Genomic DNA, 23,575 nt, shown 5'->3' on the forward strand with positions numbered 1-23,575 from the left:
CGGCACCAACGATGCGGCGACGGTGAGCTCGGACTCGAAGTCGGTGAGCGAAGCCGACACGGCGGCGGCGCTGAACACCAGCGGCCAGCTGACGATCACCGATCCCGACACGGGTGAGGCGCATGTGGTGGCGCAGACCAACGCGGCCGGCACCTATGGCGACTTCTCGATCGACGCCGACGGCGCCTGGACCTACACCGGCAACGGCGCGCACGACGAACTGACCGCTGGCCAGGTGGTGAGCGACACCTTCACGGTGACGAGCCAGGACGGCACGGCGACGGGGACGGTGACGGTGACCATCACCGGCACCAACGATGCGGCGACGGTGAGCTCGGACTCGAAGTCGGTGAGCGAGGGCGACACGGCGGCGGCGCTGAACACCAGCGGCCAGCTGACGATCACCGATCCCGACACGGGTGAGGCGCATGTGGTGGCGCAGACCAACGCGGCCGGCACCTATGGCGACTTCTCGATCGACGCCGACGGCGCCTGGACCTACACCGGCAACGGCGCGCACGACGAACTGACCGCGGGCCAGGTGGTGAGCGACACCTTCACGGTGACGAGCCAGGACGGCACGGCGACGGGGACGGTGACGGTGACCATCACCGGCACCAACGATGCGGCGACGGTGAGCTCGGACTCGAAGTCGGTGAGCGAAGCCGACACGGCGGCTGCGATCTCGACCTCCGGCACGCTGACGATCTCCGATGTCGACAGCCCGCAGACCTTCGTCGCCCAGGCCGGGACCGTGGGCAGCTACGGCACCTTCGCGATCAATACGGCAGGCGCCTGGACCTACACCGCGTCCTCGGCACACGATGAGTTCGTTGCCGGCCAGCACTATACGGAGAACTTCGACGTTGTGAGCGCCGACGGCACCCACACCTCGGTCGCCATCGACATCCTCGGCACCAATGACCCGGCGGTCCTGTCATCGGCTTCGGTCAATCTGACCGAGGGCAATACTGCGGCTGCGATCTCGACCTCCGGCACGCTGACGATCTCCGATGTCGACAGCCCGCAGACCTTTGTCGCCCAGGCCGGGACCGTGGGCAGCTACGGCACCTTCGCCATCAACGCCGCCGGCGCCTGGACCTACACCGCGTCCTCGGCACACGACGAGTTCGTTGCCGGCCAGCACTATACGGAGAACTTCGACGTTGTGAGCGCCGACGGCACCCACACCTCGGTCGCCATCGACATCCTCGGGACTGCCGATGCACCGCCGCGCTTCTCGCCAACCGACATCCAGCTCACGCCAAGCACCACCACCGGGGATGTCAGTTTCAGTTCGTTCCAGTTCACAGGAACACTGTCCGCCACTGATCCGGATCCCGGCAGCTTCGTCTACAGCATCACTTCGCAATCGGACCCTGGGCTTTTTTCAATTTCCGGCAGTACGCTGAGTTCTAGCGTAGCCGGATTGTCGCCGAGCAAAGCCTACTCCATCACCGTCCAGGCCACTCAGATCGGCGACCCGTCAGGCGCGGCCTACCAATACAGCGAGACGTTCCAGGTTATCACCGGAAGCAACGGCAACTCGAGTGATGGTCTCAACGGAGCCAATGGGGGCGACGACGTCCTCTACGGCAATGGTGGGGCGGACATCATTCTCGGAATGGCCGGCAACGACACGCTGTTTGGTCAAAGCGGCAATGACACGCTGAATGGCGGTGATGGCAACGATACGCTCGTCGGCGCTGCCGGCGCGGACACGCTTACAGGTGGGGCGGGGGCCGACACGTTCTACTACGGCTCCGCCGTCTCGGATTCAGCGCCGGGTTCCGGCAACTTCGACACCATCACCGACTTCGCGCATGGCGTGGACAAGATTGACCTGTCCTCGATTGACGCCAGCACGGGCACCGCCGGAGACCAGGCCTTCCTGTTCGGCGGACAGAGTGCGGCCACAGTCGCCAACAGCATCACCTGGTCCGAGGTCGGCGGCAACACGATCGTCCGTGCCGACGTCAACGGCAACACTGGCAATATCGAGTTCCAGATCACGCTGACGGGCGTCGGCCTTGGACTGACCGCAAGCGACTTCGTGCTGTGAACCAACCGCCAGCCGCCGGCAGAGGCGGCTCGCCCACTGAATGACCTGGTGTGTATCGGGTGGGGGTTTAGGAAGTGAACGGCGAGTCTCGAATTGTAAAGGATGCGCTCGCGGCCTGCCGCCGCTATTTCCTGGTCGCGGCGGTGTTCAGCCTGGCGATCAACCTGCTTTACCTCGCCTCGCCGCTCTACATGCTGCAGATCTACGACCGGGTGGTCACCAGCGGCAGCGAGACCACGCTGGTCATGCTGACCATCGTGCTTCTCGCGGCCTTCCTGGCGCTGGCTGGTCTCGACCTCGTCCGCTCCTGGATCCTGACCCGCGCCAGCGCGCGGCTGGACCGATTGTTGTCCGCGAAGATCTTGGCGGCGTCAGTCGAGACGCCGTCGCGGGGCTCTTCGCAAAGCCAGCCGATCCGTGATTTCGACATGTTCCGGCAGGTCATCACCGGCAGCGGCATTCATGCCCTGTTCGACCTGCCGTGGTCGCCGATCTATATCGGCATCATCTTCCTCCTGCATCCATGGCTCGGCTTCTTCGCGCTCGGCTCCTCGCTGCTCCTCATCGCCATGGCCGTGCTCAATGAATATCTGGTGCGCAAGCCGCTGAAGCAGGCCAACGACCTCGCCACCGCTAACTACAATTTCACCGAAATGAGCTTGAGAAACGCGGAAGTCGTTCGCGCCATGGGCATGATCGACGGGCTCGTCCGCCGCTGGGGCCGCGACCGCGGCCTGGCGCTGCAGCGCCAGGCCCAGGCCAGCGACCGCGCCGCCCTGATGTCCGGGCTGATCCGCTTCCTGCGTCTCACCATGCAGTCGCTGATCCTCGGCCTCGGCGCCTGGCTGGTCATCGAGCGGCAGGTCAGCGGCGGCGCCATGTTCGCCGCGAGCCTGCTTTTGGGCCGGGGGCTGCAGCCGGTCGAACAGATCGTCGGCCTCTGGCGCAGCCTGATCCTCGCGCGGGCGGCGCTTGCGCGGGTCGAGAAGCTGGTCGATGGCAGCACGTCGTCGGAACGCGCGTTCAATCTGCCGAAACCGAGCGGCAAGATCGCCGTCGAGCAGGTCAGCTTCGCCATTCCCAACCTACAGAAGGCGCTGCTGCGCGATGTCTCGTTTCAGCTCGATCCCGGCGAGGCGCTCGGCATCGTCGGTCCCTCGGGCGCCGGCAAATCAACGCTGGCGCGCCATCTCGCCGGCATCATGCAGCCCAGCCGCGGCACCGTCAGACTGGACGGCGCCGACATGACGCAATGGGGCAGGGAGGCGCTCGGAGACCATATCGGCTACCTGCCGCAGGACATCGAGCTTTTTTCCGATACCGTCGCCGCCAACATCGGCCGCTTCAAGGCCGATGTCGACCGCGAGGTGATCGAGGCCGCGAGGCTGGCCGGCGTGCATGAGATGATCATTCGCCTGCCGCAGGGGTACGAAACACAGATCGGCGAGGGCGGCGCGGTGCTGTCCGGCGGCTACCGGCAGCGTATCGCGCTGGCCCGCGCGGTGTTCGGAATGCCGAACCTGATCGTCCTCGATGAGCCGAGCTCCAATCTCGACGCCGACGGCGACCGGGCGCTGAGCGACTGCGCGCTCGAACTCAAGCGCCGCGGCAGCACGGTGATCATCGTCTCGCACCGGCCTTCAACGCTCGCCAATGTCGACAAGATCCTTCTGCTTAGGGACGGCGCCGTCGAGGCCTTCGGCATGCGCAACGAAATCGTGGCGCTGCTCAACCAGCGCGCGGCACCAATGGCGGTGGCAACCCAATGACCGACATCACCTACCGGGGCCAGCCCGGCGCCGATATCGGCGCCGACCCGGATTCGATCAAGGGGCCGGTCTGGATCGGCCTGCTGATCATCCTTGCCTTCTTCGGCACCTTTGGCGGCTGGGCGGCGGTCGCCCCGCTCAACGGCGCGGTGCTCGCCGACGCCGTGGTCAAGGTCGAGGGCAACCGCAAGAGCGTCCAGCATTTCGACGGCGGCACAGTGAAGGAGATCAGGGTGAAGGACGGCGACATGGTCCGCTCGGGCGATGTCTTGGTTGTCCTCGACGACACACGGGTGCGGTCAGAGTTCAATCTCTATTCCCAGCAATATGCGCTGCTGCGCGCCACTGTCGCTCGCATCCGGGCCGAACTCGACGGCGCCGAGGCGGTCGTCTTCCCGACCGACATCATTGCGGAGCACCAGGCTTATCTCAAGGACGCGATGGCCAACCAAATCGCCGACCTCGAAAGCCAGCGTGCCTCAATGGCGGGTGCCAGACAGATTCTGCAAAAGCGGATCGCCGAACTCGAAGAGCAGATCGAGGGCAAAGAGGCTCGCGTCAACTCCTACCGGGCGCAGCTCAAGTCGACTGTCGACGAGAAGGCTAGCCTAAATAAGCTGCTGAAGGCGGGTCTCACCACGCGCCCTCGGATCCTGGAACTCGACCGCTCGGCCTCCGACCTGCAGGGCCTGATCGACGAGACCCAAGGGGAAATCGCCGGCAGCCGCCAGAGCAAGGCCGAGCTTGAAAGCCAGATCGTCCAGCTCACAAACGAGCGCCGCGCGAAACTCTCATCCATGCTGATCGAGGCGCAGTCCAGCCTTGCCGACCTCGTCCCGAAGATATCTGCTGTCAAGGCCGCCATCGATCGCGCCGAGGTGCGCGCGCCCTATGACGGCCAGGTGATGGATCTCACCATCTTCTCGATCGGCGCTGTCGTTTCCCCCGGCCAGACCATCCTCGACATCGTGCCGACCGGAAATTCGCTGATCGTCCAGGCGCAGGTGCGCGTGGAGGACATCTCCAGCCTGCGCGCCGACATGACGGCCGAGGTCCGCTTCACGTCCTACAAACAGCGCACGACGCCGGTCATCCAGGGCCGTGTCACCCGCCTCTCGGCGGACCGTGTGATCGACGCCAAGACCGGCTTTCCCTATTATGTCGCCGACATAGCGGTGGATAAGCAGGAACTCGTCGCAGCGCCGCAGATTCAGCTTTATCCCGGCATGCCGGCGTCGGTCATGATCGTGACGGAGGAACGGACCGCGTTGGATTACATTCTGGGACCGCTGACGACATCTTTGCACACCGCGTTCCGGCAGAAATAGTCGCAGGCAAGCGGATTGTACATGGGCGGCGCCTTCGTCACCTTCAAGACCGACAAGCGCCAGGCGCTATGGGACCGGGTGCAAGGCAAGACCGGCGCGCCGCCGCCAAGTTGCAAAGCAGAAGGCGGAATGGCTGAAGCCGGGGCTCGTCGGACGGGTGAAGTTCCTCAAGGGCGAAGAGACGTTGCGCCATGCCTCACTGAAGGATTTTTGCGAGGAATAGTTGGAGCCGTTCTCATGCGCCATCGTGGCAGATGCGATGGCCCCCCGGGAACCCAACCTATGTTAACCGTTTCATATCAGTGACGCCGCCAAGCGTCAGTCGGGGAACGAATGTCGCCTCCATTATTTGAGAGGGGAGACGCTGGCACCCAAGGAGCCCCGATAGAGAGCCCGCTTTTCTCAGGAGCGGGCTCTTTCATGCGATGCGCCGGCCTTGGTGATCTCCTTGGCCTCTCGCATAAGGGATGCCCAATTTAGCCCGATTAGCAGAACAAGTTCGTTCGCTTGCGCCCCACTTACGCCGGCTTCCCGCATTAGCCGCTGCGTGAGCGTTTCGCTCTCTAGGTCGGCGTCATCTCGGGTGCCTCCGTCAGCCCCAATCACGCGAACGCTTCGAGAGTCGAAGTTTGTTCCACCCGGATTTTAACATTTGTTATGGAGTGATGCGGACGAATTGCGCAGCCTGGAGGGGCGGCGCATTTCGTAGGACTGGAACACTGCTAACGTGCCGCCGCCGTTGGGGATGACCTGACCTCCCGCCCGACCTCAACTCGGGCGGGTTTGCTTTCGGTTCTCCATTCTTCCGGTAGGGTTCTCCATCTTCCGGTAGATCAAAAGAAGCGTCACCATTTCCGCGCTCTCTGCTGGAGCCTTATGAGGGATCGTTGCCTCTAAAGCTTGCAAATGGATGCAATCGATTTGCGAAAGGTGGTTCCCAATCGCCTTGATCGCACCGCGAAGTTTTGAAACCAGTTCCTCAGCGTCAGTCTGCATAATCCTTTGATCCCCGGCAGAGAGATCCTTCCTAGTTCCGATAGGCAGTTAGGATCACGCGGACGAAGATTTTTGCCGGGTCCGCTGAGGCGGAGCGGCAGCTTTGGGCGCCGTCTAGTGCCTCACATGCCAGCGCCGTGCCGTTCTCGACGTGCCGCGCTGTCTTACCAAAATGTATGTTTCACCTTAACCCATGTGATGGCGGGGATCGCGGTGCAAGGTGCCTAATGCCGGCGCCTAGTCCATCCTTCCATGAGGACGGCAAAACGGCCCGTTGCCAACCAATCAGTAGCGTCCGCCCAAGCCTTCCCGGCAACGGGCCGCCCCATCGCGGAGGGGATCTCATGCACGCGGCTGAACGCATCACAAACGTCAATGGCAAGAACGTAATCGTTGTGCAAGCCGGTGACGAATGGCATGTCATGGTCGAGGAACCTGGCGTTGCCTCGAAAGTCCGCACATTCAATACCGAAGCGTATGCAGCCAGCTATGCCGAAGGCCAGCGGATACGGCTGCATCTCGATAAGGTCGTTCACATCTAGCGGAACAAGTAATCGCGACCTCATCTCCTATCTTGAAAGAGCGCTTGGCGATTCCATTAGTCTGTGGCGCGGGACGGCCCATTCAAGCAGTTGCTAAAATTTGATCTAACAAGCGGAACAGGCAGGCTGCGCGCCAGATCGGAAGCCGGCAGACGGTCCTTCGTCTGTCGAGGTCGGCTAGCTGCGTTCAGGCCCGTCGCTCTTGCTCCAGGGCGGCGGGTTGGCGCTTGGATTGAACCTTTCTCCCGCCCCGCAATTATTGTGAATGCCTCGATATTTTTTCGACTTCACAGACAACGCATCTGAGACCCCCGATCCCGAGGGCGTGGACCTACCAGACGTAGGCGAGGCGAAGAACGAGGCCATTCGCACCCTCGCGGAAATCCTTCAGGAGATCCTTCCCGACGGCAATCACCGTGAAATCTCTTTCTGCGTCCGGGACGAGGCCGGTGACAGGCTTATGAAGCTCGCAATTACTTTCGATGCGCAAATGGCAAAAGCAAGAGGCGTGGATTAGTCAGGAATCCTGCGCCCACTTCTCGTCAGCGCTGATTGCCATTCAATGCTTGCGGTGGATTTTCTTTGCATGTGCCGGCGCCTCGGGAGTGACTTGCTTTCGCTTCAAAAGAAGCAGCAGCAAGACAGTGCGCACCGCTTCATGTTCCGGGCTTCCAAGCTCGACGGTCCAGTCGTCGGCGGGTTCGTACCAGGGGAAATCCGCGTCTCGCAGCGCCTCCCTAAACCTGTCCGGATCAAGACCGGCGGCGTAAGCCATCCAGGCTGCGTTTGTGATTTTCGCCATGCCGAACATTCCGTGCTGATGAAAACCATAGGGCGGCGGCTTCGCGCCCTCAAACGCAAATGAGGGAGAGGTGTATCAGTGCTCGCTAATATCGTGAATGAAGGGTGAATAGCGGGGTGGCCGGTGCGCACTGGGTTCCTTGGGGGGTGTGCGGCACCCGCCGATGCGGGTTGGTGTGGCAACCGCTCCTCTCGCGCAGGCAAATCTAGAAGCGTATTAGCAGCTCAATTGCGACTGAGTGCCCATAGCCCAAGGGACTTCACTCACCACCTCTGATTCACATGTTATACGGGGCGCAGCTTGGCGAAGGCGCAAGATGGCAGTTACGTGGGGCTGTATCGCGTTGGGGAATGAAGCTAGGCCCGTTGCTTTTTTGAACCCCCCTGGAAGCAGCGGGCCTGGTGCTGTTTGGACGGCTGGCTCTGAGCGGAGCTTAGGCAAAAAACGCGTATTTGTAGACGACCCCGAGTTCTTCGTCGGTGACCTGACCCAGAGTTCCTCATGAACTCGAATGCGAACCGCTCGTCCTGTCGCGCGTGAAGCAGCCGCTGAGGCTGTTTGAGCATCAACGACTTGCCACGAGGTGACGGTCTCACCCGACATGACTCCACCAGATATTCCTTCATGATCCCAGTTTCGCCGATGTGGCGTTCCTGTGAGATAAAATTTGATGCAAAGACCCACAAATCCATGGAAGTCAGAGGTGGGGCGGCATATCAATCGATGGGTGGGGCGACCTCGTTGGAGATCGCCCTGGGCAAGGAATATCCGTTTTCAGAGGTCACGTTAGGCGGCAAGCTTGGGGCCGGCACAGGCCTATCGGTCTACTGCCCCGGCTGCCAGCGCCGCGCGGTGTCTCCACGTCGCCGCGCTGGCCAAGCGGTTCGGGCCGGATCAGCCCTGCTTTCATTGGGATCTGCTGAAGATCATCCATTGCAGCGAATGCCGCGCGCGCCGGCCGTGACGATCGAAATCTCCAGTTCACCAACCATGCCGTGACGCCGGAGAAGCGAAAGGGCTGGACGCCTGGTCTATAAGGGCCCGACCTAGAATCTGATCATGCTGTGCCATTGCAGCAGATAAAGGATCACCAAGATCACCACCCCCACGGCAACCGAGATCGCGAAGCGACTCATGCCTTGCCCATAACCTTGGCGCGCCCTCACGGTGCGCTGCCGGTGTTAACAGCGGTGGCAATCGACACAAACTCAGCATTGAGCGCGCCCCCCAGTGAGCTGGCCCCAAGCATGATTCCCAAGGCGATAAGCGCTGCAATCAAACCATACTCGATGGCTGTTGCTCCGGAATCGTCACGCAGAAAACTCGCTATCAATCGCATTTTTGCACAAAGCCCCGACTGCAGATCACGCAAGTATGAGGGGTTGCTAATTTAGATAGGGTAAACGGACGCTCCCAGTTTTTATCCAGTTAGGAAGCGGGGGCCTGTAGCGGCCCGACAGTTCCGCGCTCTGTTGGGGTAGCGTTGGTTGAACCGCCGGGCCTAGCCGACTCGGGGGTGGCGTGGCGGGAGTCGGCCGATGCAGAGGTTACATTAGCAAGGCCGCATCAATATCACGGTTGGTTACATTCACTGATTCTCTGTCCGGATGCCGCGCCGCCAGGCGGCCCGCCGCGAAGCGGGGTAGGCTCCGCGAGCCGGCCTGACCGGCGGGGCACTAGATAAACTGCACCGACTGGCGAAGTTATATCAGCTATCGCTAAAGCTCCCGTCGTGTGAACAAAGGACGCTCGAAGGCGCCGTAACACGCAAAGGCTGGAAGCCTTGCCAATGAGGCGATTTCCGCTTTCTTACAGAACGGGGCGGTTTGGCTTCCTCGGTTCCGGCAAGGATTTGCAGCCAATGCGGCTAAGCGCCAGTCTCTTTGGCATATCTCCCTTTAACTCATTGCGATCATCATCGGAGGTCCCTCGAACTTTGCGGCAAGCAGATAGTCAGCTCTGTTCGTGCGGTAGTCTTCTTTTTTGCAGACATCGTTTCCTCCCGGATTCCGCAGGCGTTGCCCTCCTTCTGACCTGAGACACACTAGCTGCCGATATGTCGCGCGAGTCCACCGATTGAGGATTGTGTAGAACGATATATCCGGGCAGCGGGCTGCCGAACGCTAGGCGGTGTAGGCAGCGACGCGACCGCAGCCTGCGCCGTCACCCGTCCCGAGTTCGCGGGCGGCCTCGCGGGACTTCTTGATTTGGGTCTTGTTGGGATTTTTCCCACTCATTTGAATCAGCCTGTCGGGATTTGTGTGGGTTCAACGAGCTCAAGCATCATCCAGGCACTCGGCCTGGGAGGCACCGAAGCCGAAAGCTACCCAAGGCCAACGCGTAGGCCGCATTCACCCGCTGGCTCCTGATCGACCCGATCTGCATCGGCTGCGCGCTGGCGGTGACGGCGAGCTGCTGGGCGAGAAGCTGGGCCCGTTGGCTTGACCCTCCTCGAAGCAGCGGCCTAGTGCTTTGGAGCCAGCCCAAAACCAGCCCCCTCGCTACATCTGCCCCAGCGTCTGCCCCGCGTCCAGGTGCAGAAACGCCGCCGACGAATTGCTGCGAATGGCGTCCTCGAAGGCCGCTGTCGCGTTGCCATGCGTGATGCCGACCAGAACGGCGGCCGCCTTTTCCACTTCGTCGGCCGCGCGTTCAATGCGATCCAGGCGCTTCGCGAGACGATCATGCAGCATTTCGAGGCGCGCAGCTCTGTAGAGATCGGAGCGCTCTTCGTGATGGGCAAAATCAAGCGGGGCAAACATCGTCGTCATAGCATCGGTTCCTCAATGCGCAGTAGGCGCGATTTCAGCAACCGCCGCTTGGCTGCCTTCGCTCTAGCTCGGCCGGCTCGAATCCGGCTGCAAAGTGCAAGGCTAACAGCGAGACCGTGGTTGTCGTCCAGCAGGCCCGTTGCCTGCTTGGGGGAGAGCTCGGCTCGCTTTGCGCGCTGCCTGGCGACTGCCATTTCTAAAACGGCAAGCTCAATCATTGTGCGGCATCCTTTCGGTTTGCCGTCCCTTCGATAATTCAATCGACGTACCGTTGTTTCGTTCCAGGCATCAGGGGGCCGGTCGCTTGGGCGCGCCAACTGGTTACGCGATGCTGTCTCCCCGTTTCCCCGTACGCCACCATGCCGAAGTGCTCCAGCACGATCGATGTGCAGGCAAAGGCGCGCGCCAGCCCCAGTGCTTTGTCCATCTGCGGCCAGTGGAGCGCAGGTCGAAACTCAGGCAGGAGAACCACGGCCGCATGGCGGCCTTGCTCTCGGTTCTTCTCTAGCTTTTCACGAAATCTCTCTGGAACATCGCCTGCGACGCCCCGTTGGCTCGATGAAGGGAATCACAGTTTGACCATAGGAGAATTCCTCATGATGAAGAAAATCTTCGCGGCCTCCGTACTCACCATTGCGCTCGCAGCCTCGGGCGCAATGGCACAATCGGTCGGGGCGAACGGCGGCGCAAGTGCGTCGGGCGGCGTGTCCGCTGGCACGAATGGCGGTCTCACCGGCGGCGTGTCGGGTAGCGGTACAGGCACCCTTTCCGGCGGTGCCTCGGGCGGCGGCTCCGGAACCGTATCTGGCAGCACTTCAGGGAGCGGCAGCGGCACTGCCTCCGATGGCGCCACGGCTGGGACGTCGGATAGCGGCACAGGTGATACGACGGGCAGCGCTTCCAGCGGGACCACAGCTGGCGGGACGCTGACCGGCACGACGGATACCAGGACGACGGGTGCCACGACCCAGGCGAAGCCGAACGGCATGGAGGATCGCTGCAAGGACGTCGACGGTACCGACACCGACAACAATACGCCCAGTGGCGCGATGACTTCCGATGTCCAGAACTGCAACAAGTAGCAGCTGCTGCGCAGCCCCCGGCGGCTTCTGCCATCGGGGCGAAAGTTGGGCCAGTCCGGAGCGGCGCTTCCGGTGCTCCTACAACCTTCTCCTTTGACACAAGCCGAGCAGGTTCGGCTAGTTAGGACCCCCCGGTGACCCGCATTGCATTGGCCTTTGCTTACATTTTCTGCTCTACCGCTTTGGTACAAGCCGAGGCTTGGCAGCATTTCGGGGTCAAGGAATTTGGCTTCATATTCGACGTTCCCCCTGGCTTTGCGCTGTCGCAGCGGTCCGATCGGGGCGCGGCTTTTGAGGGCCAGAGGCAGGCGCTCCTTGCCGTATGGGGTGCTCGGCTGGGCAGAGCCAGCTTTGAAGAGGAGATTGAGCATCGCATGATGCAGGAAGAGAAAGACGGTTGGAAATTGACGTATAGACGCCTTACGCCACAATGGGCCAGCTATTCGGGTGTCCAGGACGGTAAGATTAGGTATGTTCGCGCCATTAAAGTCTGCGACGACCGCGCAGCGCTGTTCACGATCAACTATAATCGTGATGAAAAGGTGCCCTATGATCCGCTCGTGCTTCGCATGGTGAGATCGTTGAAGGCCGAAGGGTGCTAGTACCGGTTAATGAACGAAGCCCCGAGGGCGGACATCTTGCGTTGGCTTCGCCGTCCTCGATCAGTCGCGCCGCTGGTATGCCAGAGTTCCCTGCCAAGCAATGACGGAGGGGAACAAAATGGCCGACTGACGGTGCGGGGCCTCGGGGATACCGTCAAGGTTATCAGGGAAAGGGGTGCAACGCTTAGGCCCCGAGGCATCAGGCCACCCAAATCGTCTCGCTCTAAATCTGGAAAGTTCATCGCGCTACAGCTTCGCCAGGCTCACTCACCTTGGGGTCGGGCAGTTTGCCAGCCGAATCTTTTTGCCCGCTAGGCAACGACCGGCTACCAGCCAGGGCTGCAACCCGGCGGTTCCGCATTGGGCCGAAAGGCTGGACGCGTTGAAACATGAACGGGGGGTCAGTTCACCCCTTATAAGATTTCGCAGCTTCGTCGATCTTACGCCAATCGTTGCCGTGGCGCCTGACGAGTTCTCGAGCTTGGTTCTCCGAAACAGCGTGAGTGTCGACAACGTGGTTGACCTCGGTGTCTTCGCCCTTAAGCGGGCGGCTCCGGGGCTTCTTGGCTCGCCTGTCGCTGCTGTCCCGAACTCTAACCATAGCTAAAAATCTCCGCCAGCCGTATCAACCAGCGACCCGCCTTAAGGTTTCACTAGCGATCGCCAGTGCTCGGCCGGCCGCATCAGCACAGCGGCGGGCCGCCTCGCGAGCAATGAGCTTAAAAGCAAAGTGCGCAGTGGCTGAAACCGAGCCCCGGCACCTTACGGCCGAGGCTAAGCGCCACCTACCTCGTGTAGCTTTGTGAGGTCAGTGGAACAGAGATCATTCTGGGCGGTTCGGACTGCAGGCAGCCAATCCGTGTGCTCCCGGGTTGGGGACCTGCCCGCCCGCTGCTACTTCTGTTGGCTGAGGCATCACTAGCAGCGGGCTCTCACCACCAAGACTGGGTGTGATTCGACGGATGGGAAAGAAGGCAAAACTTAGGGCCAAGCAAGCGATTGATGTGCCGATTGAAGGCCCGATTCTTGGTGAAGCCGCCTACTATGCCCGGAAGTGTGGGATCACCGTAGATGAAGCCGCTAAGACCATTCGGGAAGCCACCGCGCGAACGTCGCTTGGGAACCCAAGAGCGGCTAAACAGAAGCCCCGGTGAGTTCCGCATACCGGGTCTCAGCTGGACGAATCCGTGAACGGAGGGCGGATCGCAGCCCGGTCGGTGGCGGCCTGATTCAGGTAGCCGGCATCCGACTGCAGGACTAAGTCCCGGCTAAGGAGGTGCGTGAGATTGTCGGCCGGCCGAGCGCGACCTTCGAGCTGGGCTGCAAATACGGCAGGCAGGGCGGCGGTTCCCAGTCACCACCATTGCCTGGCGTTTACGGCTCACCGACATGTGCTCCGCCGTTGCCAGCAGGGACTGTTGTGGCGGGATACTGGCTTAGGGTTCTATTTAGCCTCTCACCAAGGTGTGAAGTCCAGCACAGGCGCCAGCCGTCGGCAATAGGCTTAGACCAGATCGACGGTCGCTTGCACATCGTCGAGGCAGAGAACTTCCGACGGCGTGTGCATATAGCGCAAGGGTACCGAAAGCACACCGCTGGCGACGCCGCCGCCCGCCTCCTGGATCACACGCGCGTTTGTCGAACTGGAACTACCTAACGCCTGGATCTGGAAAGGTATGTCCTCTTGCTCGGCCACCGACCGAAGCAGGTCGAAGACCACCGGATTTGTGTTCGCACCTTGGGTGATTGCTGGCCCTTTGCCGAGATCCAGCCTTCCCTGATCCTCGAGGCGGCCACGGGGGAAGTCCATCGCCACCCCCATATCGACTGCCAGTCCAGTTTTCGGATTGATGTTGAAGGCGGCCGGTCTCGCTCCGCGTGAGCCGATCTCTTCCTGGACCGTGCCAAGGATATACAGACCAACGTCTGGATGGACGCCGCCTTCTTCGGAGAGGCAGCGCGGCATCTCGGCACCGACGAAGAGCCCTGCTTGTTGTCGAAGGCCCGTCCTACCGCGAGGCCGCCTCTCAGCGCTTCGAAATGACCCTAGATCGTTACCGCGCTGCCAACCTCCACCACCTCCAGCGCCTCTTCTTGCGAACGCGCGCCGATGTCGATCCATAGATCCTTCAGAGAAGGGGTCTGCGAGGAATCCGAAGCCGCGAAGGTCTGAACTGCTTTGCGGCCAACCACGCCTAGAACGGATTCCTTGCCGTGAACCCAGACCCGTTGCCCCATCTCGGTTGCCACATCCGTTCCCCCGATCGTGCTGAAGAACAGAAACCCATTCTCGTCGATGTAGTGAACGATGAAGCCGATCTCATCCATATGCCCGGCATACATGAAGCGCATGGATTAATTATCGCCATCACATTGCCCATGACGTCCGTAGCCACCTTGTCAGCGAACTGGCGGACATATTCGCGAAAGAGTTCGGCAACGGGTCTCCTCGAACCCGCTTGGGGACGGTGTCGCCACGAGCTTCTGGAAAAATTCAAGGGATGCGTGGCGCATGAAATTGCCTTCTGAACGGTGACTTGTTCGTTGTGAGCAGGGCCCTCAACCGTCCTGATGGGCGCGTCGGGCCTGCCGCCAATTGCGGGGCTCGTCACTCCGGTCAGCTTCGTACTGATCGGCCCAGGGCAGGTTGTGCAGCCAGCCTTCCCGCCGCGGCGTCCACAGTTCGTAAGATGGAATCAGATCACTCGGCGCGGTGTCGAGGCTGCCGACCATAATCTCGGCTTCGTCGTCGCGAAGGCTCACCACCCTTGACCCGCACATCGGACAAAAGCTCCTGCCCTTGAACGTGCCTAGCTTACCTGTGCCTTGGTAAGCTGATCTGGGCCAGACTGCGAACGCTGCATAAGCGCTACCACTTGTTCTTTTGCAATCCGTGCAGTGGCAAAGGCCGACCCGCAGCGGCTCGCCGGCTACAACGTATCTTGCCGCGCCACAGAGACAGCCGCCGCTTCGCTCGCCGCTGTCGGAGGCCCTCTCAGCCGGCTCGCTCAATTCGCGCGTATGCTCGTTCAGGTCAGTCAGCGATGTCTTCGACAATCTCCAACTCCAAAGCTTTCTCCGCCAGCAGGTAGCAGCTGTTTATGGCGTGATCCCTAAGTTCATCGAGCGAGATCTTCGAACCACGAACCAGGTCCGCGAAGCCTTCGTTCTCAGCTGCTCCGCGGTCTGCAGCAACGCCAGTTGTTCGCGCACGATCTGCAGGCACCCGCGTATTGGGCCGTTCAGCACAAGTTCCTTCTCAAGCCGCCGCTCGTGGATCAACAAGACCGCTTGCGGGCAAAGATACCTGGAGGCCTTCGGAAACGCGGCAAGTACGGTTACGCCGGCAGAGTACACCGTATTCTTGCCGATGACGTAGCCCGCACGGCCCGAATGTTTCAGGGACAGCTTGATCTCCAGGGCCATGCGGCGCGCACCATCGCCGTCGCCACCCGACGTGTCGATCTCGACATAGAGGTCGTTCTCCCCGTTGCGAACCTCTTTCAGATCGGCAAGGAAGTTCATAACTGCTCGGTCGTCGATCAGCCCATGAATCCGTAAGTTCGGATCGAACAGCAACCTGTGTCGATCCGGGCCTCGTGTGGATTGCTGATCGCTGGGTGATGGTCGATCCATCCGTGCGATCCCGTTGCAATGGCCGAACACAATGGTTGAAGCATTGTTCCACCAAGGAACATGACACCGCGGGATGGTTGGGAGATCCAGGAGATGCTCATGCACAACAACCTGCCGGTCGGTCCAAAGAAGATGCAGGTCGAGCGATCGAGATCAGGAAATCAAGCTCATCGCGGAACGGGCAGGGGTTTTGCCGACCAAGCGAGTGCTCTGCTCGACGAGGCCGGCAGCTTTGCGAAGGCGATGGAGTGCGGCGGGCGGTTGAGGCGGCGCGCCGACCCGCAATTTTCCCAAGAATGAAGACGGCTCGGCCCAGGAAATACCTGTTTTTATTTCTCGCCGCCGCAACGGTCGGGCTGGCGCTCTACAACAATATCCTCGCAAGGCGGGCGTTGACTGGGCGTCCGCTCGGGCGCTTCGTCCATATCGGCGGAACGAAGCTGCATTTCCTGGAGGCGGGCGACGGGCAACCGCTTCTGCTGTTGCACGGCAATGGCGCCTCGGCGGAAGACTTCACGACAAGCGGCATCTTCGACAGGGCCGCCCCCAGATATCGCGTACTTGCCTTCGACAGGCCCGGCTTCGGCATGAGCACACGCCCGGCAGGCAGACCTTGGACCGCAGCTGCCCAGGCCGACCTCATCGATGCCGCGGTCGCGAAACTCGGCATCGAGCGCTACATGGTTGTCTGCCATTCCTGGGGTGCAACGGTGGCGCTCGAGATGGCGCGCCGGCATCCCCGGTCGGTAGCCGGCGTCGTTGTCGTCGCCGGCTATCATTACCCGTCGCCGAGACTGGCCCTTGCCGTCTCCGCGGTGCCGGCGGTTCCGCTGCTCGGGACGGTGCTGCGCCACGCTGTGCTGCCTTCGCTGGTCAGGCTGAACTGGAACTGGGGCAGAGTTTGGCGACCTCGAAGTTGCCAAGGCGGAAGCGTCAGATCATTGATGGAGATGAGCCCAGGTGCCGCCCGGTGGTACACACCGTGAGTTGAGGATCACAGTATCGGCGAGCGTCCCAAATCGACGCTGTCAAAAAGCACGCAGCGGCCTCTCCCGCACGCGGCCCCTGCCGCCCGGCGCGCTTAATCCCATTTGATCACGGACAGGCGATCCCACTGATGAAACGGAGGGGGCGAGGGCAGCATCCATTCCAGCGTCGTGGCCCCTGGACCCCACGGATTGCTGCCAACTTGGCGTCTCCTGTAGAATGCTTCTATCACACAGGCCAGGAAGAAGAGCACGCTCGCGCCAGAGATGTACGAACCATATGAGGACACCATGTTCCAGCCGGCAAATGCGTCAGGATAGTCGATGTAGCGCCGTGGCATCCCGGCCAGGCCGAGGAAGTGATGCGGGAAGAACACCAGATTGACGCCGACGAAAGTTGTCCAGAAATGTACGCCGGCAAGAACGGAGTTGTACATGTATCCAGTCATTTTGGGGAACCAGTAGTACCACCCTGCGAAGATACCGAAGAGGGCACCCAGCGATAGGATGTAATGGAAATGGGCGACAACGAAGTAGGTGTCGTGCAGCTCGCGATCGAGCCCCGCATTGGCCAGCTGGACGCCGGTTACGCCACCAATCGTGAAAAGGAAGATGAACCCGAGAGCCCAGAGCATCGGCGTCTGTAAGCGTATTGATCCACCCCACATGGTGGCGATCCAGGAGAAGACCTTGATGCCCGTCGGAACGGCGATGACCATCGTGGCAAAGGTAAAGTAACGCTGGGTATCGAGACCGATCCCGCTCGTGTACATATGGTGCGCCCACACGACAAAGCCGATCGCCCCTATGGCGACGATTGCATAAACCATCCCCAAATATCCAAAGATCGGCTTGCGGGAAAATGTAGAGATGACTTGGCTGACGATGCCGAAGGCCGGAAGAATCATGATGTAGACCTCCGGGTGACCAAAGAACCAGAAGAGATGCTGGTAGAGGATCAGATCCCCTCCTTGGTCCGGCACGAAGAAGGCGGTGCCGAAATTGCGGTCGGTGAGCAGCATGGTCAGCGCGCCAGCCAACACAGGTAGCGCAAGTAGCAGCAGGAAGCCGGTGACCAAAACCGACCAGGCAAACAGGGGCATTTTGTGCAGCGTCATGCCCGGGGCCCTCATATTGAAAATCGTGGTGATGAAGTTGATGGCGCCTAAAACTGACGATGCGCCAGCGATGTGCAACGCCAGGATCACAAGGTCTACTGCCGGCCCCGGGTGTCCAGACGTCGAGAGGGTCGGGTAGAGGAACCAGCCGGTTCCAGCTCCGTAGCCTCCAGGCACGCTAGGCATGAACATGGAAAGCAGGAGCAGCATGAAGGCCGGTGGGAGAAGCCAGAACGAAACGTTGTTCATCCGCGGGAACGCCATATCGGGCGCGCCGATCATCAACGGGATCATCCAATTGCCGAATCCCCCGATCAGTCCCGGCATCACGGCGAAAAAGATCATGATCAGCGCATGTGCGGTGGTGAACACGTTATAGAGCTGCTTGCCGCCATCGATCGCCGAATCGCCTTGATAGCCGTAGATAAATGCAGCCAAGCCGGGAAAAATCTGAATCCCTGGCTCCTGAAGCTCCATTCGCATCGCGACTGACAGAAGCATTCCAACGATGCCCGCGATGATCGCAAAGACCAGATACATCGTTCCGATGTCTTTGTGATTGGTCGAGAACAGCCAGCGCACGGCTCCAGTAGGGTGGTGAGCCCCAGCATGCAGTTCTGCACTTGTGTCGGTGGGGGACATGGCAACTCTCAATGATCAGCCGGATGACTGGCAGCGAGTTGTGCACGCCCCAGGCGCACCGAACCCGGCATTGAAAGCATTGTTCCCGGCGATTAGCGGCGATTTTTTCCGCCGGGGGAACAACAGAAGCGATGATCGGTTCGGTTGCGCGATATCCCCCTGTTGGAGTGCCGCGATGATTGAGATGTTTGCAGCCGTACTGGTGCTTTCAACGGTCGCGGGGGGACTGATCTTCGTGTTCTGGCTGGAAGCCCGATATGGCCTTCATGGTCCGGCTGAGAAGGGGCTGTATGCTTCGGCCGTGGCACGGATGTAGGAGGACCCGATGTCGCTCCATGATGCTGTTGGACGGCTCGCGTCGTCGCCTGGATCGCAAAGCGCTCTGGGGTTGGCTGTTGGTCGGCTTCGCGCTTGCGGGCTTTTTCGACGGAATCGTTCTCCACCAGATATTGCAGTGGCACCACCTGCTCTCAGCCTTCTCCCCCGGGTCCGGCCTGCGGGCCCAGATCATGGCCGACGGCCTTTTTCATCTAGCGATGTACCTGTTGCTCGTGTTGGCCACCATTTTGCTGGTAGCGGCACGCGCAACGAACTCACGCATTGCCACGACAAGTGAGATTCTGCGGCTGTCACTGGTCGGGTTTGGCTTGTGGCACGTTGTCGATGCGGCTGTGTTTCACTGGCTGCTGGGGCTCCATCAGATCAAGATGAACAGTGATGCTCCGCTTGCCTGGGACATCGGGTGGCTCGTTGTCTTTGGCCTTGGACCTTTGCTGCTCGCGTGGGCATTCCCGAGCCGGAGCGGGGTGGCAAGTGGGAGCGCGAGCGCCGCCTTGATGAGCGTCGCAATGTTGTCAGGACTGATGGCAGGGCTCGGACCGAGCTTCACCCGAAACTCCGAAGCCATAGTGGTGTTTAAAGAGGGGATGAGCCCGGCCTCCATGATGCAAATGGTTCTTGCCGCCGGCACGAGCTTAAAGTGGACTAACTCCGACGGATCGGTGTGGGTCGTTGGGCCGCTCTCATGGGGAGGGCTATTCAAGTTGCATGCGAACGGTGCCATTGTGGTCAGCACATCGCCGTTGGTCGGCGGCTGCTTAGCTTGGTCGCGATTCAACGCCTGAACGGGGCAGCACGTTCAGTCGTTTTCGTTGGTTCAGTCCCGACAGTTTCATTAACTCGATGTTTCAGGTCGGTTGCTTCAACCGATGGAACGTTCATGAGTTACCGCCGCGAGCCTGCTCTGCCATCAGACTGTTGTGAATGTGGGTGGCAGCCAGAGCCGCCTGGCCAAATCCCACTGCGATCTGGTTGAGCGCTTTGGCGACATCGCCGATCGCGTAAACACCGTCGACCGAGGTTTGCGCGTGTGGACCGATGAGAATGTAGCCCTCTTCATCGCAGTGTGCGCCAACATCCATGGCGAGTTCCGATCGAACGTCGCAGCCCATCGCGGCATAGAGCACGCCGATCCGCTCGGTCTTCGATCCACCCGCCATGACGATATCGAGCCCGGCCTCGCGCAAGACGAGGTCATCAACGGCGTCCCAGACCGCTATACCGGCGGCCCGCGCCTCACTGCGTATCGCCGCGGAAATATCCTCGGGATAGTTGCATATGATAGATACCGATGGGCTGTAGCGCCGCAGATACAATGCTTCTCTAAGAGCTGAGTGGTCCGGGCCGACGATTGCGATGCGCTGTCCCTGGACCTCGTAGGCATCGCAAACAGGACACAGCCGGACAGCTCCTGATGCAATCGCCTTACGAAGGTCGCTTATCGCGGGCGCCCGATCGACGACGCCGGTCGCCAGCACAACACGGGACGCCTGAACATTGCCCGCAGCGGTTTCGAGAACGAACGCGCCGTGACGTCCTGAAAGAGACTCGACGTCGGTCGAGAGGACTTCGGTGCCGTAGGCGGTAGCTTGCTCCCTCAAGCGGCGCAGCAAATCCCTGCCGGAAATACCTTCGGGAAAGCCTGGGCAATTGTTGGTCCTGGGGATGAGTTTCGCACGCCCGTCGTCAACGTCGAAGACCAAGACGGAACGCAAGAAACGGGACAGATAGACGGCCGCGGCGAGGCCCGCGGGACCGCCTCCCACGACAGCGACATCGCAAAAGCGGTTGATGCCCAGATCGATCATCGCCGCCGAACAGGCACGGCCTCCTGTTGTTCCCTTGGGGTTTCATGCGCGAGCAGCCAAGTGGAGCCGACGGACGCTTTGCAACGAACCGGTGAGCTGCTGATTGCTACCCGTTGCCCCAAAAAGATTGCCACGCGCGATGATGCCGTGATGGTAGGGATGCTGCACACTTGCGCCGATTGGCTACAGGCATCAGATCGGTAGGTCTCTGCTATAGCCGGGGCGGTAGCTTCAAAGGGGTTGAAACGCTACCACATGACGGTGCAACTATCAGCGTCAAACGGCAAAGGCTGAAACGTGCGACGCATTCGTTTGCCACCGGCGCCGTGAGCGAGGAACAAACCGGTCAACGAGAGGTTCGGCGGTTTCCAAGAAGGAGTTGCATTATGGATGCCAATCTCAAATCGGAAACACGCTCCACCTTCGTCACCGGGTTGCGCAATGCACATGCCATGGAGAACCAGGCACTGTCGATCATGCGGCCTCAAGTAGAGCGCATCGAAAACTATCCCGAGGTAGCGGAGCGATTGAGACAGCATATTGCCGAAACGGAAGGGCAGATAAAGAGGCTTGAAGATCTGCTGGAAGGTGTCGAAGAAGACTCTTCCACCATAAAGGACACCCTCATGTCAGCGGTGGGGAGCGTCGCCGCGATGGGCCATTCCATGGCGGGAGATGAAATTTTGAAAAATAGCTTCGCAAATTTCGCTTTCGAGAACTACGAGATCGCAGCCTACAAATCCCTCATTACGCTCGGCAGGGCGATTGGGTACGATCAGGCGACGGACAGTCTCCAGCAGAGCTTGGAGGAGGAGCAGGCCATGGCTACGTGGCTGGACCAAAATCTGGAAGCTGTGACCTTGCAATACGCCCACCTCAAGGAGGCGGGAGAGCCGGCAAAAAGCTGAAGCAAACACTCCCGCTGCACGGAAAAGGTTTGGCAGTTAGGGTAGCGGACTGACAGCGACGACAACGGCCGAAACACGGAGAACGGCGGTCGAACTAGCGCCAGCCGCATAGCAGCTTCGCTCGGCTCTGGCATTCGCATTTTAAGCCAGCATTTCGCTCCGCTGGCTAGGGCCGGCGTGCTTCTTTGGAACATCTAAACCGACGCCAGTTCGATTGGCGCGGCACTTTCGCTCCAGGCTTTCGACCTGCCACCAGCCGGCGCCTTTGCGTTCGCTCCGACGAAGGCCCGCACGGTGCGCTCTGTGCGGCCTTCCGTCGCCGGGTCAGAAAGGCTCGCCACAGGAAGCAGTCGCGATCGCCGACGCTAGTTGAGCCTTGATGTTCTCGTGACTTGACGCCGTCTCGCTGAGCCGCAAAATCGAGCGCCGCCACGTCGTGCAACTGGTCAGACATCGTGAGGCATGAGTTGAAGGAATGAAACGACCGTCGTGCTCCTCCTCGGACCGTATCTGAGCCTGACCCTGCGCTTTGAGGCCAGGTCTTTTCGCAAACATAGGGAGGTTTGGCGCGCCGGATGGGGCTGTCGGGCGAACTCGGAACCAGGCGCCTCAGCCAAGTCCCAAACGAGGCAACGGGGGGTTAACGCGAAGCGGCGGGCCTGCCACCTTGGTTCGAACCGAAAGTTCGCGGGGGTGACACCAACGGAAGGTTTGCCTGGGTACTCTGGGCAGCTATTTCGCACATATCGGTCGGTGTGAACGCTTTGGCCCAGGTTCGGCGTAGATCGAAGCAAAAGACATCCATGTCAGCATCACTGATTCACACGGCGCCCTTCGCCGGGGGCTGTCGGTCCCGCATCCCGCCTGAGCGGCGGCGCTATGCTGATGCTCCTACGGCCGCCCTGTTGGACCGGTCTCAGGACCACGAACTTTCTCCAGCACCGAACCGACTTGGTCCCGCTGGGGGGCATTTCGGTACTTCCGCCTTGTACGCCCTTGTTTGCTTAGGTCGGGAGAGAGGCGCGGCCTTTCTCCCGACGAAAGTGAGAGGAGGGGCGGGTTTTCCATGATGGGTTGAGAGCCAGAGGAGAGTCCTCCGGCGCCTGTCGCGGAGAACCGTGATGCCTTATGGAAACAATCGAGCCCGGGCCGTTACCGATCGCAGCAACCTCTATGACGATATCACCAACAAGATCGTCGCTGAGCTGGAGGCCGGTCGCTTCCCGTGGGTCCAGCCCTGGGGAACAGCCGCCGCACAGGCGCCTTTCTCGATGCCGAGAAACGCCGCCACCAGCAAAGCCTATAGCGGGATCAACGTGCTTATCCTCTGGGGCGCCGTGGTCGAGCACGGGTTTGCAACGCAAAGCTGGCTCACCTACCGGCAAGCCATCTCGCTCGGTGGAAATGTCCGGAAAGGTGAGCGCGGAACAACTATTGTCTATGCCGACCGCTTTGTTCCCCACGACGAGAAGATGCGAGCCAGGACAGCTGACGAAGACGCCCGAGCGATCCCCTTCCTCAAGCGCTTCACAGTCTTCAATGTCCAGCAATGCGAGAATTTGCCTGAAGAGACCGCGATTCAGCCGCCGCTGCCGGATCACAGCTTGATCGAGCCGCGGGTCGAGGCGCTAATCGACGCCGCCGGCATCGAGTTTCGCATCGGCGGAAACAAGGCCTACTATATGCCGATCCACGACTATGTTCAGGTGCCGCCGCCGCAATCCTTCTTCGAGCCGATCAATTGGCATCGTACGGCCCTCCACGAACTTGGTCATGCAACCGGGCATGCAACACGGCTTGCACGTGATCTTTCCGGTTGTTTCGGCAGCAAGAAATATGCGTTGGAGGAACTGGTGGCCGAGATCGGCGCCGCTTTCGCCTGCGCGGCGCTCGGCATCTACCCTACGGTACGGCATGCCGATTACATCGGATCGTGGCTCGAGGTGTTACGGGAGGACAATCGCGCCATCGTCCGCGCCGCGAGCCAAGCCAGCAAAGCAACTGACTGGCTCCTCAGCCACCTGCCTGAAGACGTCGACATACCGATCGCGGTGACGCCAAGGCTATCTTAGCCGCTGAAGGCATCCCGAGGTGAACGGATTCGGCGGGCCGCTGCTGAGGGACTGAGGTGGCGCAGATCCAGCGGAGGAGAGCGAGAGATTTGAGCGGGCTTTCGCGACGGGT

At 60.7% G+C, this 23,575-nt stretch carries 24 protein-coding genes; 14 read left to right on the top strand and 10 right to left on the bottom strand.

The window, feature by feature from the left end; translation table 11 throughout:
• From CK230_RS14605 to CK230_RS14615, 3 genes are all read left to right on the top strand, one after another.
• A partial coding sequence (locus CK230_RS14605; RefSeq protein WP_210201480.1) for a VCBS domain-containing protein occupies positions 1 to 2,062 on the top strand: 2,062 nt, incomplete at its 5' end.
• Between the two features lie 74 nt (positions 2,063 to 2,136).
• Positions 2,137 to 3,831: a type I secretion system permease/ATPase gene (locus CK230_RS14610; RefSeq protein ID WP_095817893.1), complete on the top strand. Its 1,695-nt coding sequence runs from the start codon at positions 2,137 to 2,139 to the stop codon at positions 3,829 to 3,831.
• Entirely contained in the window at positions 3,828 to 5,159 is a 1,332-nt protein-coding gene (locus tag CK230_RS14615) for an HlyD family type I secretion periplasmic adaptor subunit (protein ID WP_095817894.1), read from the top strand. Before CK230_RS14610 ends, CK230_RS14615 begins: the two co-directional genes overlap by 4 nt.
• A gap of 768 nt (positions 5,160 to 5,927) precedes the next feature.
• On the opposite strand, the gene CK230_RS14625 is transcribed toward CK230_RS14615, so the two are convergent.
• Positions 5,928 to 6,155, bottom strand: coding sequence for a hypothetical protein (locus CK230_RS14625; protein ID WP_095817895.1), 228 nt, complete (start codon positions 6,153 to 6,155; stop codon positions 5,928 to 5,930).
• A 344-nt stretch (positions 6,156 to 6,499) separates the two neighbouring features.
• Here CK230_RS14625 and CK230_RS14630 point away from each other — a divergent pair, with 344 nt between their 5' ends.
• Both CK230_RS14630 and CK230_RS14635 read left to right on the top strand, forming a co-directional pair.
• Positions 6,500 to 6,697, top strand: coding sequence for a hypothetical protein (locus CK230_RS14630; protein ID WP_095817896.1), 198 nt, complete (start codon positions 6,500 to 6,502; stop codon positions 6,695 to 6,697).
• A 265-nt stretch (positions 6,698 to 6,962) separates the two neighbouring features.
• Entirely contained in the window at positions 6,963 to 7,214 is a 252-nt protein-coding gene (locus CK230_RS14635) for a hypothetical protein (RefSeq protein WP_095817897.1), read from the top strand.
• Positions 7,215 to 7,256: 42 nt separating this feature from the next.
• Here the strand turns inward: CK230_RS14635 and CK230_RS14640 are convergent, their stop codons facing one another.
• Entirely contained in the window at positions 7,257 to 7,499 is a 243-nt protein-coding gene (locus CK230_RS14640) for a hypothetical protein (RefSeq protein WP_141246029.1), read from the bottom strand.
• Between the two features lie 558 nt (positions 7,500 to 8,057).
• Between CK230_RS14640 and CK230_RS32475 the strand changes: the two genes are divergently transcribed.
• The gene (locus CK230_RS32475; protein ID WP_141246030.1) at positions 8,058 to 8,498 is read left to right on the top strand and encodes a hypothetical protein; all 441 of its coding nucleotides are present in this window, start codon (positions 8,058 to 8,060) and stop codon (positions 8,496 to 8,498) included.
• Positions 8,499 to 8,661: 163 nt separating this feature from the next.
• Here the strand turns inward: CK230_RS32475 and CK230_RS14645 are convergent, their stop codons facing one another.
• Together CK230_RS14645 and CK230_RS14650 are read right to left on the bottom strand one after the other, a co-directional pair.
• Positions 8,662 to 8,838 carry a Flp family type IVb pilin gene (locus CK230_RS14645; protein ID WP_095817899.1) on the bottom strand — a complete coding sequence of 59 codons (177 nt, stop codon included), beginning with the start codon at positions 8,836 to 8,838 and terminating at the stop codon, positions 8,662 to 8,664.
• Between the two features lie 1,162 nt (positions 8,839 to 10,000).
• Entirely contained in the window at positions 10,001 to 10,270 is a 270-nt protein-coding gene (locus tag CK230_RS14650) for a hypothetical protein (RefSeq protein WP_095817900.1), read from the bottom strand.
• 596 nt (positions 10,271 to 10,866) lie between these two features.
• Between CK230_RS14650 and CK230_RS14660 the strand changes: the two genes are divergently transcribed.
• Positions 10,867 to 11,352: a hypothetical protein gene (locus CK230_RS14660; RefSeq protein ID WP_095817902.1), complete on the top strand. Its 486-nt coding sequence runs from the start codon at positions 10,867 to 10,869 to the stop codon at positions 11,350 to 11,352.
• A gap of 134 nt (positions 11,353 to 11,486) precedes the next feature.
• Positions 11,487 to 11,954: a hypothetical protein gene (locus CK230_RS14665; RefSeq protein ID WP_095817903.1), complete on the top strand. Its 468-nt coding sequence runs from the start codon at positions 11,487 to 11,489 to the stop codon at positions 11,952 to 11,954.
• 1,504 nt (positions 11,955 to 13,458) lie between these two features.
• On the opposite strand, the gene CK230_RS33990 is transcribed toward CK230_RS14665, so the two are convergent.
• The 4 genes from CK230_RS33990 to CK230_RS14690 all read right to left on the bottom strand — a co-directional run bounded on the left by CK230_RS33990 (position 13,459) and on the right by CK230_RS14690 (position 15,533).
• Complete coding sequence (locus CK230_RS33990) at positions 13,459 to 13,920, bottom strand: hypothetical protein (RefSeq protein ID WP_280952536.1); 462 nt, start codon at positions 13,918 to 13,920, stop codon at positions 13,459 to 13,461.
• Between the two features lie 80 nt (positions 13,921 to 14,000).
• Positions 14,001 to 14,306, bottom strand: coding sequence for a hypothetical protein (locus tag CK230_RS33995; RefSeq protein ID WP_280952537.1), 306 nt, complete (start codon positions 14,304 to 14,306; stop codon positions 14,001 to 14,003).
• A gap of 207 nt (positions 14,307 to 14,513) precedes the next feature.
• On the bottom strand, positions 14,514 to 15,011 hold the full coding sequence (locus tag CK230_RS14685) for a GFA family protein (RefSeq protein WP_348629156.1): 498 nt from the start codon (positions 15,009 to 15,011) through the stop codon (positions 14,514 to 14,516).
• A 42-nt stretch (positions 15,012 to 15,053) separates the two neighbouring features.
• Entirely contained in the window at positions 15,054 to 15,533 is a 480-nt protein-coding gene (locus CK230_RS14690) for a hypothetical protein (RefSeq protein ID WP_141246031.1), read from the bottom strand.
• 156 nt (positions 15,534 to 15,689) lie between these two features.
• Between CK230_RS14690 and CK230_RS14695 the strand changes: the two genes are divergently transcribed.
• Together CK230_RS14695 and CK230_RS14700 are read left to right on the top strand one after the other, a co-directional pair.
• Positions 15,690 to 15,890: a hypothetical protein gene (locus CK230_RS14695; protein WP_141246032.1), complete on the top strand. Its 201-nt coding sequence runs from the start codon at positions 15,690 to 15,692 to the stop codon at positions 15,888 to 15,890.
• Positions 15,887 to 16,576, top strand: coding sequence for an alpha/beta fold hydrolase (locus CK230_RS14700; RefSeq protein ID WP_095817908.1), 690 nt, complete (start codon positions 15,887 to 15,889; stop codon positions 16,574 to 16,576). The genes CK230_RS14695 and CK230_RS14700 overlap by 4 nt, the downstream gene beginning before the upstream one ends.
• Before the next feature lie 95 nt (positions 16,577 to 16,671).
• On the opposite strand, the gene ctaD is transcribed toward CK230_RS14700, so the two are convergent.
• Positions 16,672 to 18,336, bottom strand: a complete 1,665-nt coding sequence (gene ctaD, locus CK230_RS14705; protein WP_095817909.1) for a cytochrome c oxidase subunit I — start codon at positions 18,334 to 18,336, stop codon at positions 16,672 to 16,674.
• Between ctaD and CK230_RS14710 the strand changes: the two genes are divergently transcribed.
• Both CK230_RS14710 and CK230_RS14715 read left to right on the top strand, forming a co-directional pair.
• Complete coding sequence (locus tag CK230_RS14710) at positions 18,335 to 18,652, top strand: hypothetical protein (RefSeq protein WP_095817910.1); 318 nt, start codon at positions 18,335 to 18,337, stop codon at positions 18,650 to 18,652. The genes ctaD and CK230_RS14710 overlap by 2 nt on opposite strands.
• A gap of 19 nt (positions 18,653 to 18,671) precedes the next feature.
• Positions 18,672 to 19,460 (top strand): DUF2243 domain-containing protein, encoded by a 789-nt coding sequence (locus tag CK230_RS14715; RefSeq protein ID WP_245429920.1) that lies wholly within the window; start codon positions 18,672 to 18,674, stop codon positions 19,458 to 19,460.
• Between the two features lie 93 nt (positions 19,461 to 19,553).
• Here CK230_RS14715 and CK230_RS14720 read toward each other — a convergent pair whose 3' ends face one another.
• Positions 19,554 to 20,483 carry an NAD(P)/FAD-dependent oxidoreductase gene (locus CK230_RS14720; protein ID WP_095817911.1) on the bottom strand — a complete coding sequence of 310 codons (930 nt, stop codon included), beginning with the start codon at positions 20,481 to 20,483 and terminating at the stop codon, positions 19,554 to 19,556.
• 386 nt (positions 20,484 to 20,869) lie between these two features.
• Here CK230_RS14720 and CK230_RS14725 point away from each other — a divergent pair, with 386 nt between their 5' ends.
• Entirely contained in the window at positions 20,870 to 21,391 is a 522-nt protein-coding gene (locus tag CK230_RS14725) for a ferritin-like domain-containing protein (RefSeq protein ID WP_095817912.1), read from the top strand.
• Between the two features lie 1,121 nt (positions 21,392 to 22,512).
• Positions 22,513 to 23,463: a zincin-like metallopeptidase domain-containing protein gene (locus tag CK230_RS14730; RefSeq protein WP_095817913.1), complete on the top strand. Its 951-nt coding sequence runs from the start codon at positions 22,513 to 22,515 to the stop codon at positions 23,461 to 23,463.
• Positions 23,464 to 23,575: the final 112 nt, after the last annotated feature.

The sequence above is a fragment of the Mesorhizobium sp. WSM3859 genome (assembly GCF_002295065.1).
In the GTDB taxonomy this organism is placed as follows: Bacteria; Pseudomonadota; Alphaproteobacteria; order Rhizobiales; family Rhizobiaceae; genus Mesorhizobium.

Coding starts and splice junctions, on each gene's coding strand:
- CK230_RS14615 (WP_095817894.1), top strand. CDS start 3,828: ATGACCGACATCACCTACCGGGGCCAGCCCGGCGCCGATATCGGCGCC.
- CK230_RS14625 (WP_095817895.1), bottom strand. CDS start 6,155: ATGCAGACTGACGCTGAGGAACTGGTTTCAAAACTTCGCGGTGCGATC.
- CK230_RS14630 (WP_095817896.1), top strand. CDS start 6,500: ATGCACGCGGCTGAACGCATCACAAACGTCAATGGCAAGAACGTAATC.
- CK230_RS14635 (WP_095817897.1), top strand. CDS start 6,963: ATGCCTCGATATTTTTTCGACTTCACAGACAACGCATCTGAGACCCCC.
- CK230_RS14640 (WP_141246029.1), bottom strand. CDS start 7,499: ATGGCGAAAATCACAAACGCAGCCTGGATGGCTTACGCCGCCGGTCTT.
- CK230_RS14645 (WP_095817899.1), bottom strand. CDS start 8,838: ATGCGATTGATAGCGAGTTTTCTGCGTGACGATTCCGGAGCAACAGCC.
- CK230_RS14650 (WP_095817900.1), bottom strand. CDS start 10,270: ATGACGACGATGTTTGCCCCGCTTGATTTTGCCCATCACGAAGAGCGC.
- CK230_RS14660 (WP_095817902.1), top strand. CDS start 10,867: ATGATGAAGAAAATCTTCGCGGCCTCCGTACTCACCATTGCGCTCGCA.
- CK230_RS33990 (WP_280952536.1), bottom strand. CDS start 13,920: ATGCCGCGCTGCCTCTCCGAAGAAGGCGGCGTCCATCCAGACGTTGGT.
- CK230_RS33995 (WP_280952537.1), bottom strand. CDS start 14,306: ATGCGCTTCATGTATGCCGGGCATATGGATGAGATCGGCTTCATCGTT.
- CK230_RS14695 (WP_141246032.1), top strand. CDS start 15,690: ATGCACAACAACCTGCCGGTCGGTCCAAAGAAGATGCAGGTCGAGCGA.
- CK230_RS14700 (WP_095817908.1), top strand. CDS start 15,887: ATGAAGACGGCTCGGCCCAGGAAATACCTGTTTTTATTTCTCGCCGCC.
- CK230_RS14710 (WP_095817910.1), top strand. CDS start 18,335: ATGGCAACTCTCAATGATCAGCCGGATGACTGGCAGCGAGTTGTGCAC.
- ctaD (WP_095817909.1), bottom strand. CDS start 18,336: ATGTCCCCCACCGACACAAGTGCAGAACTGCATGCTGGGGCTCACCAC.
- CK230_RS14715 (WP_245429920.1), top strand. CDS start 18,672: ATGATGCTGTTGGACGGCTCGCGTCGTCGCCTGGATCGCAAAGCGCTC.
- CK230_RS14720 (WP_095817911.1), bottom strand. CDS start 20,483: ATGATCGATCTGGGCATCAACCGCTTTTGCGATGTCGCTGTCGTGGGA.
- CK230_RS14725 (WP_095817912.1), top strand. CDS start 20,870: ATGGATGCCAATCTCAAATCGGAAACACGCTCCACCTTCGTCACCGGG.
- CK230_RS14730 (WP_095817913.1), top strand. CDS start 22,513: ATGCCTTATGGAAACAATCGAGCCCGGGCCGTTACCGATCGCAGCAAC.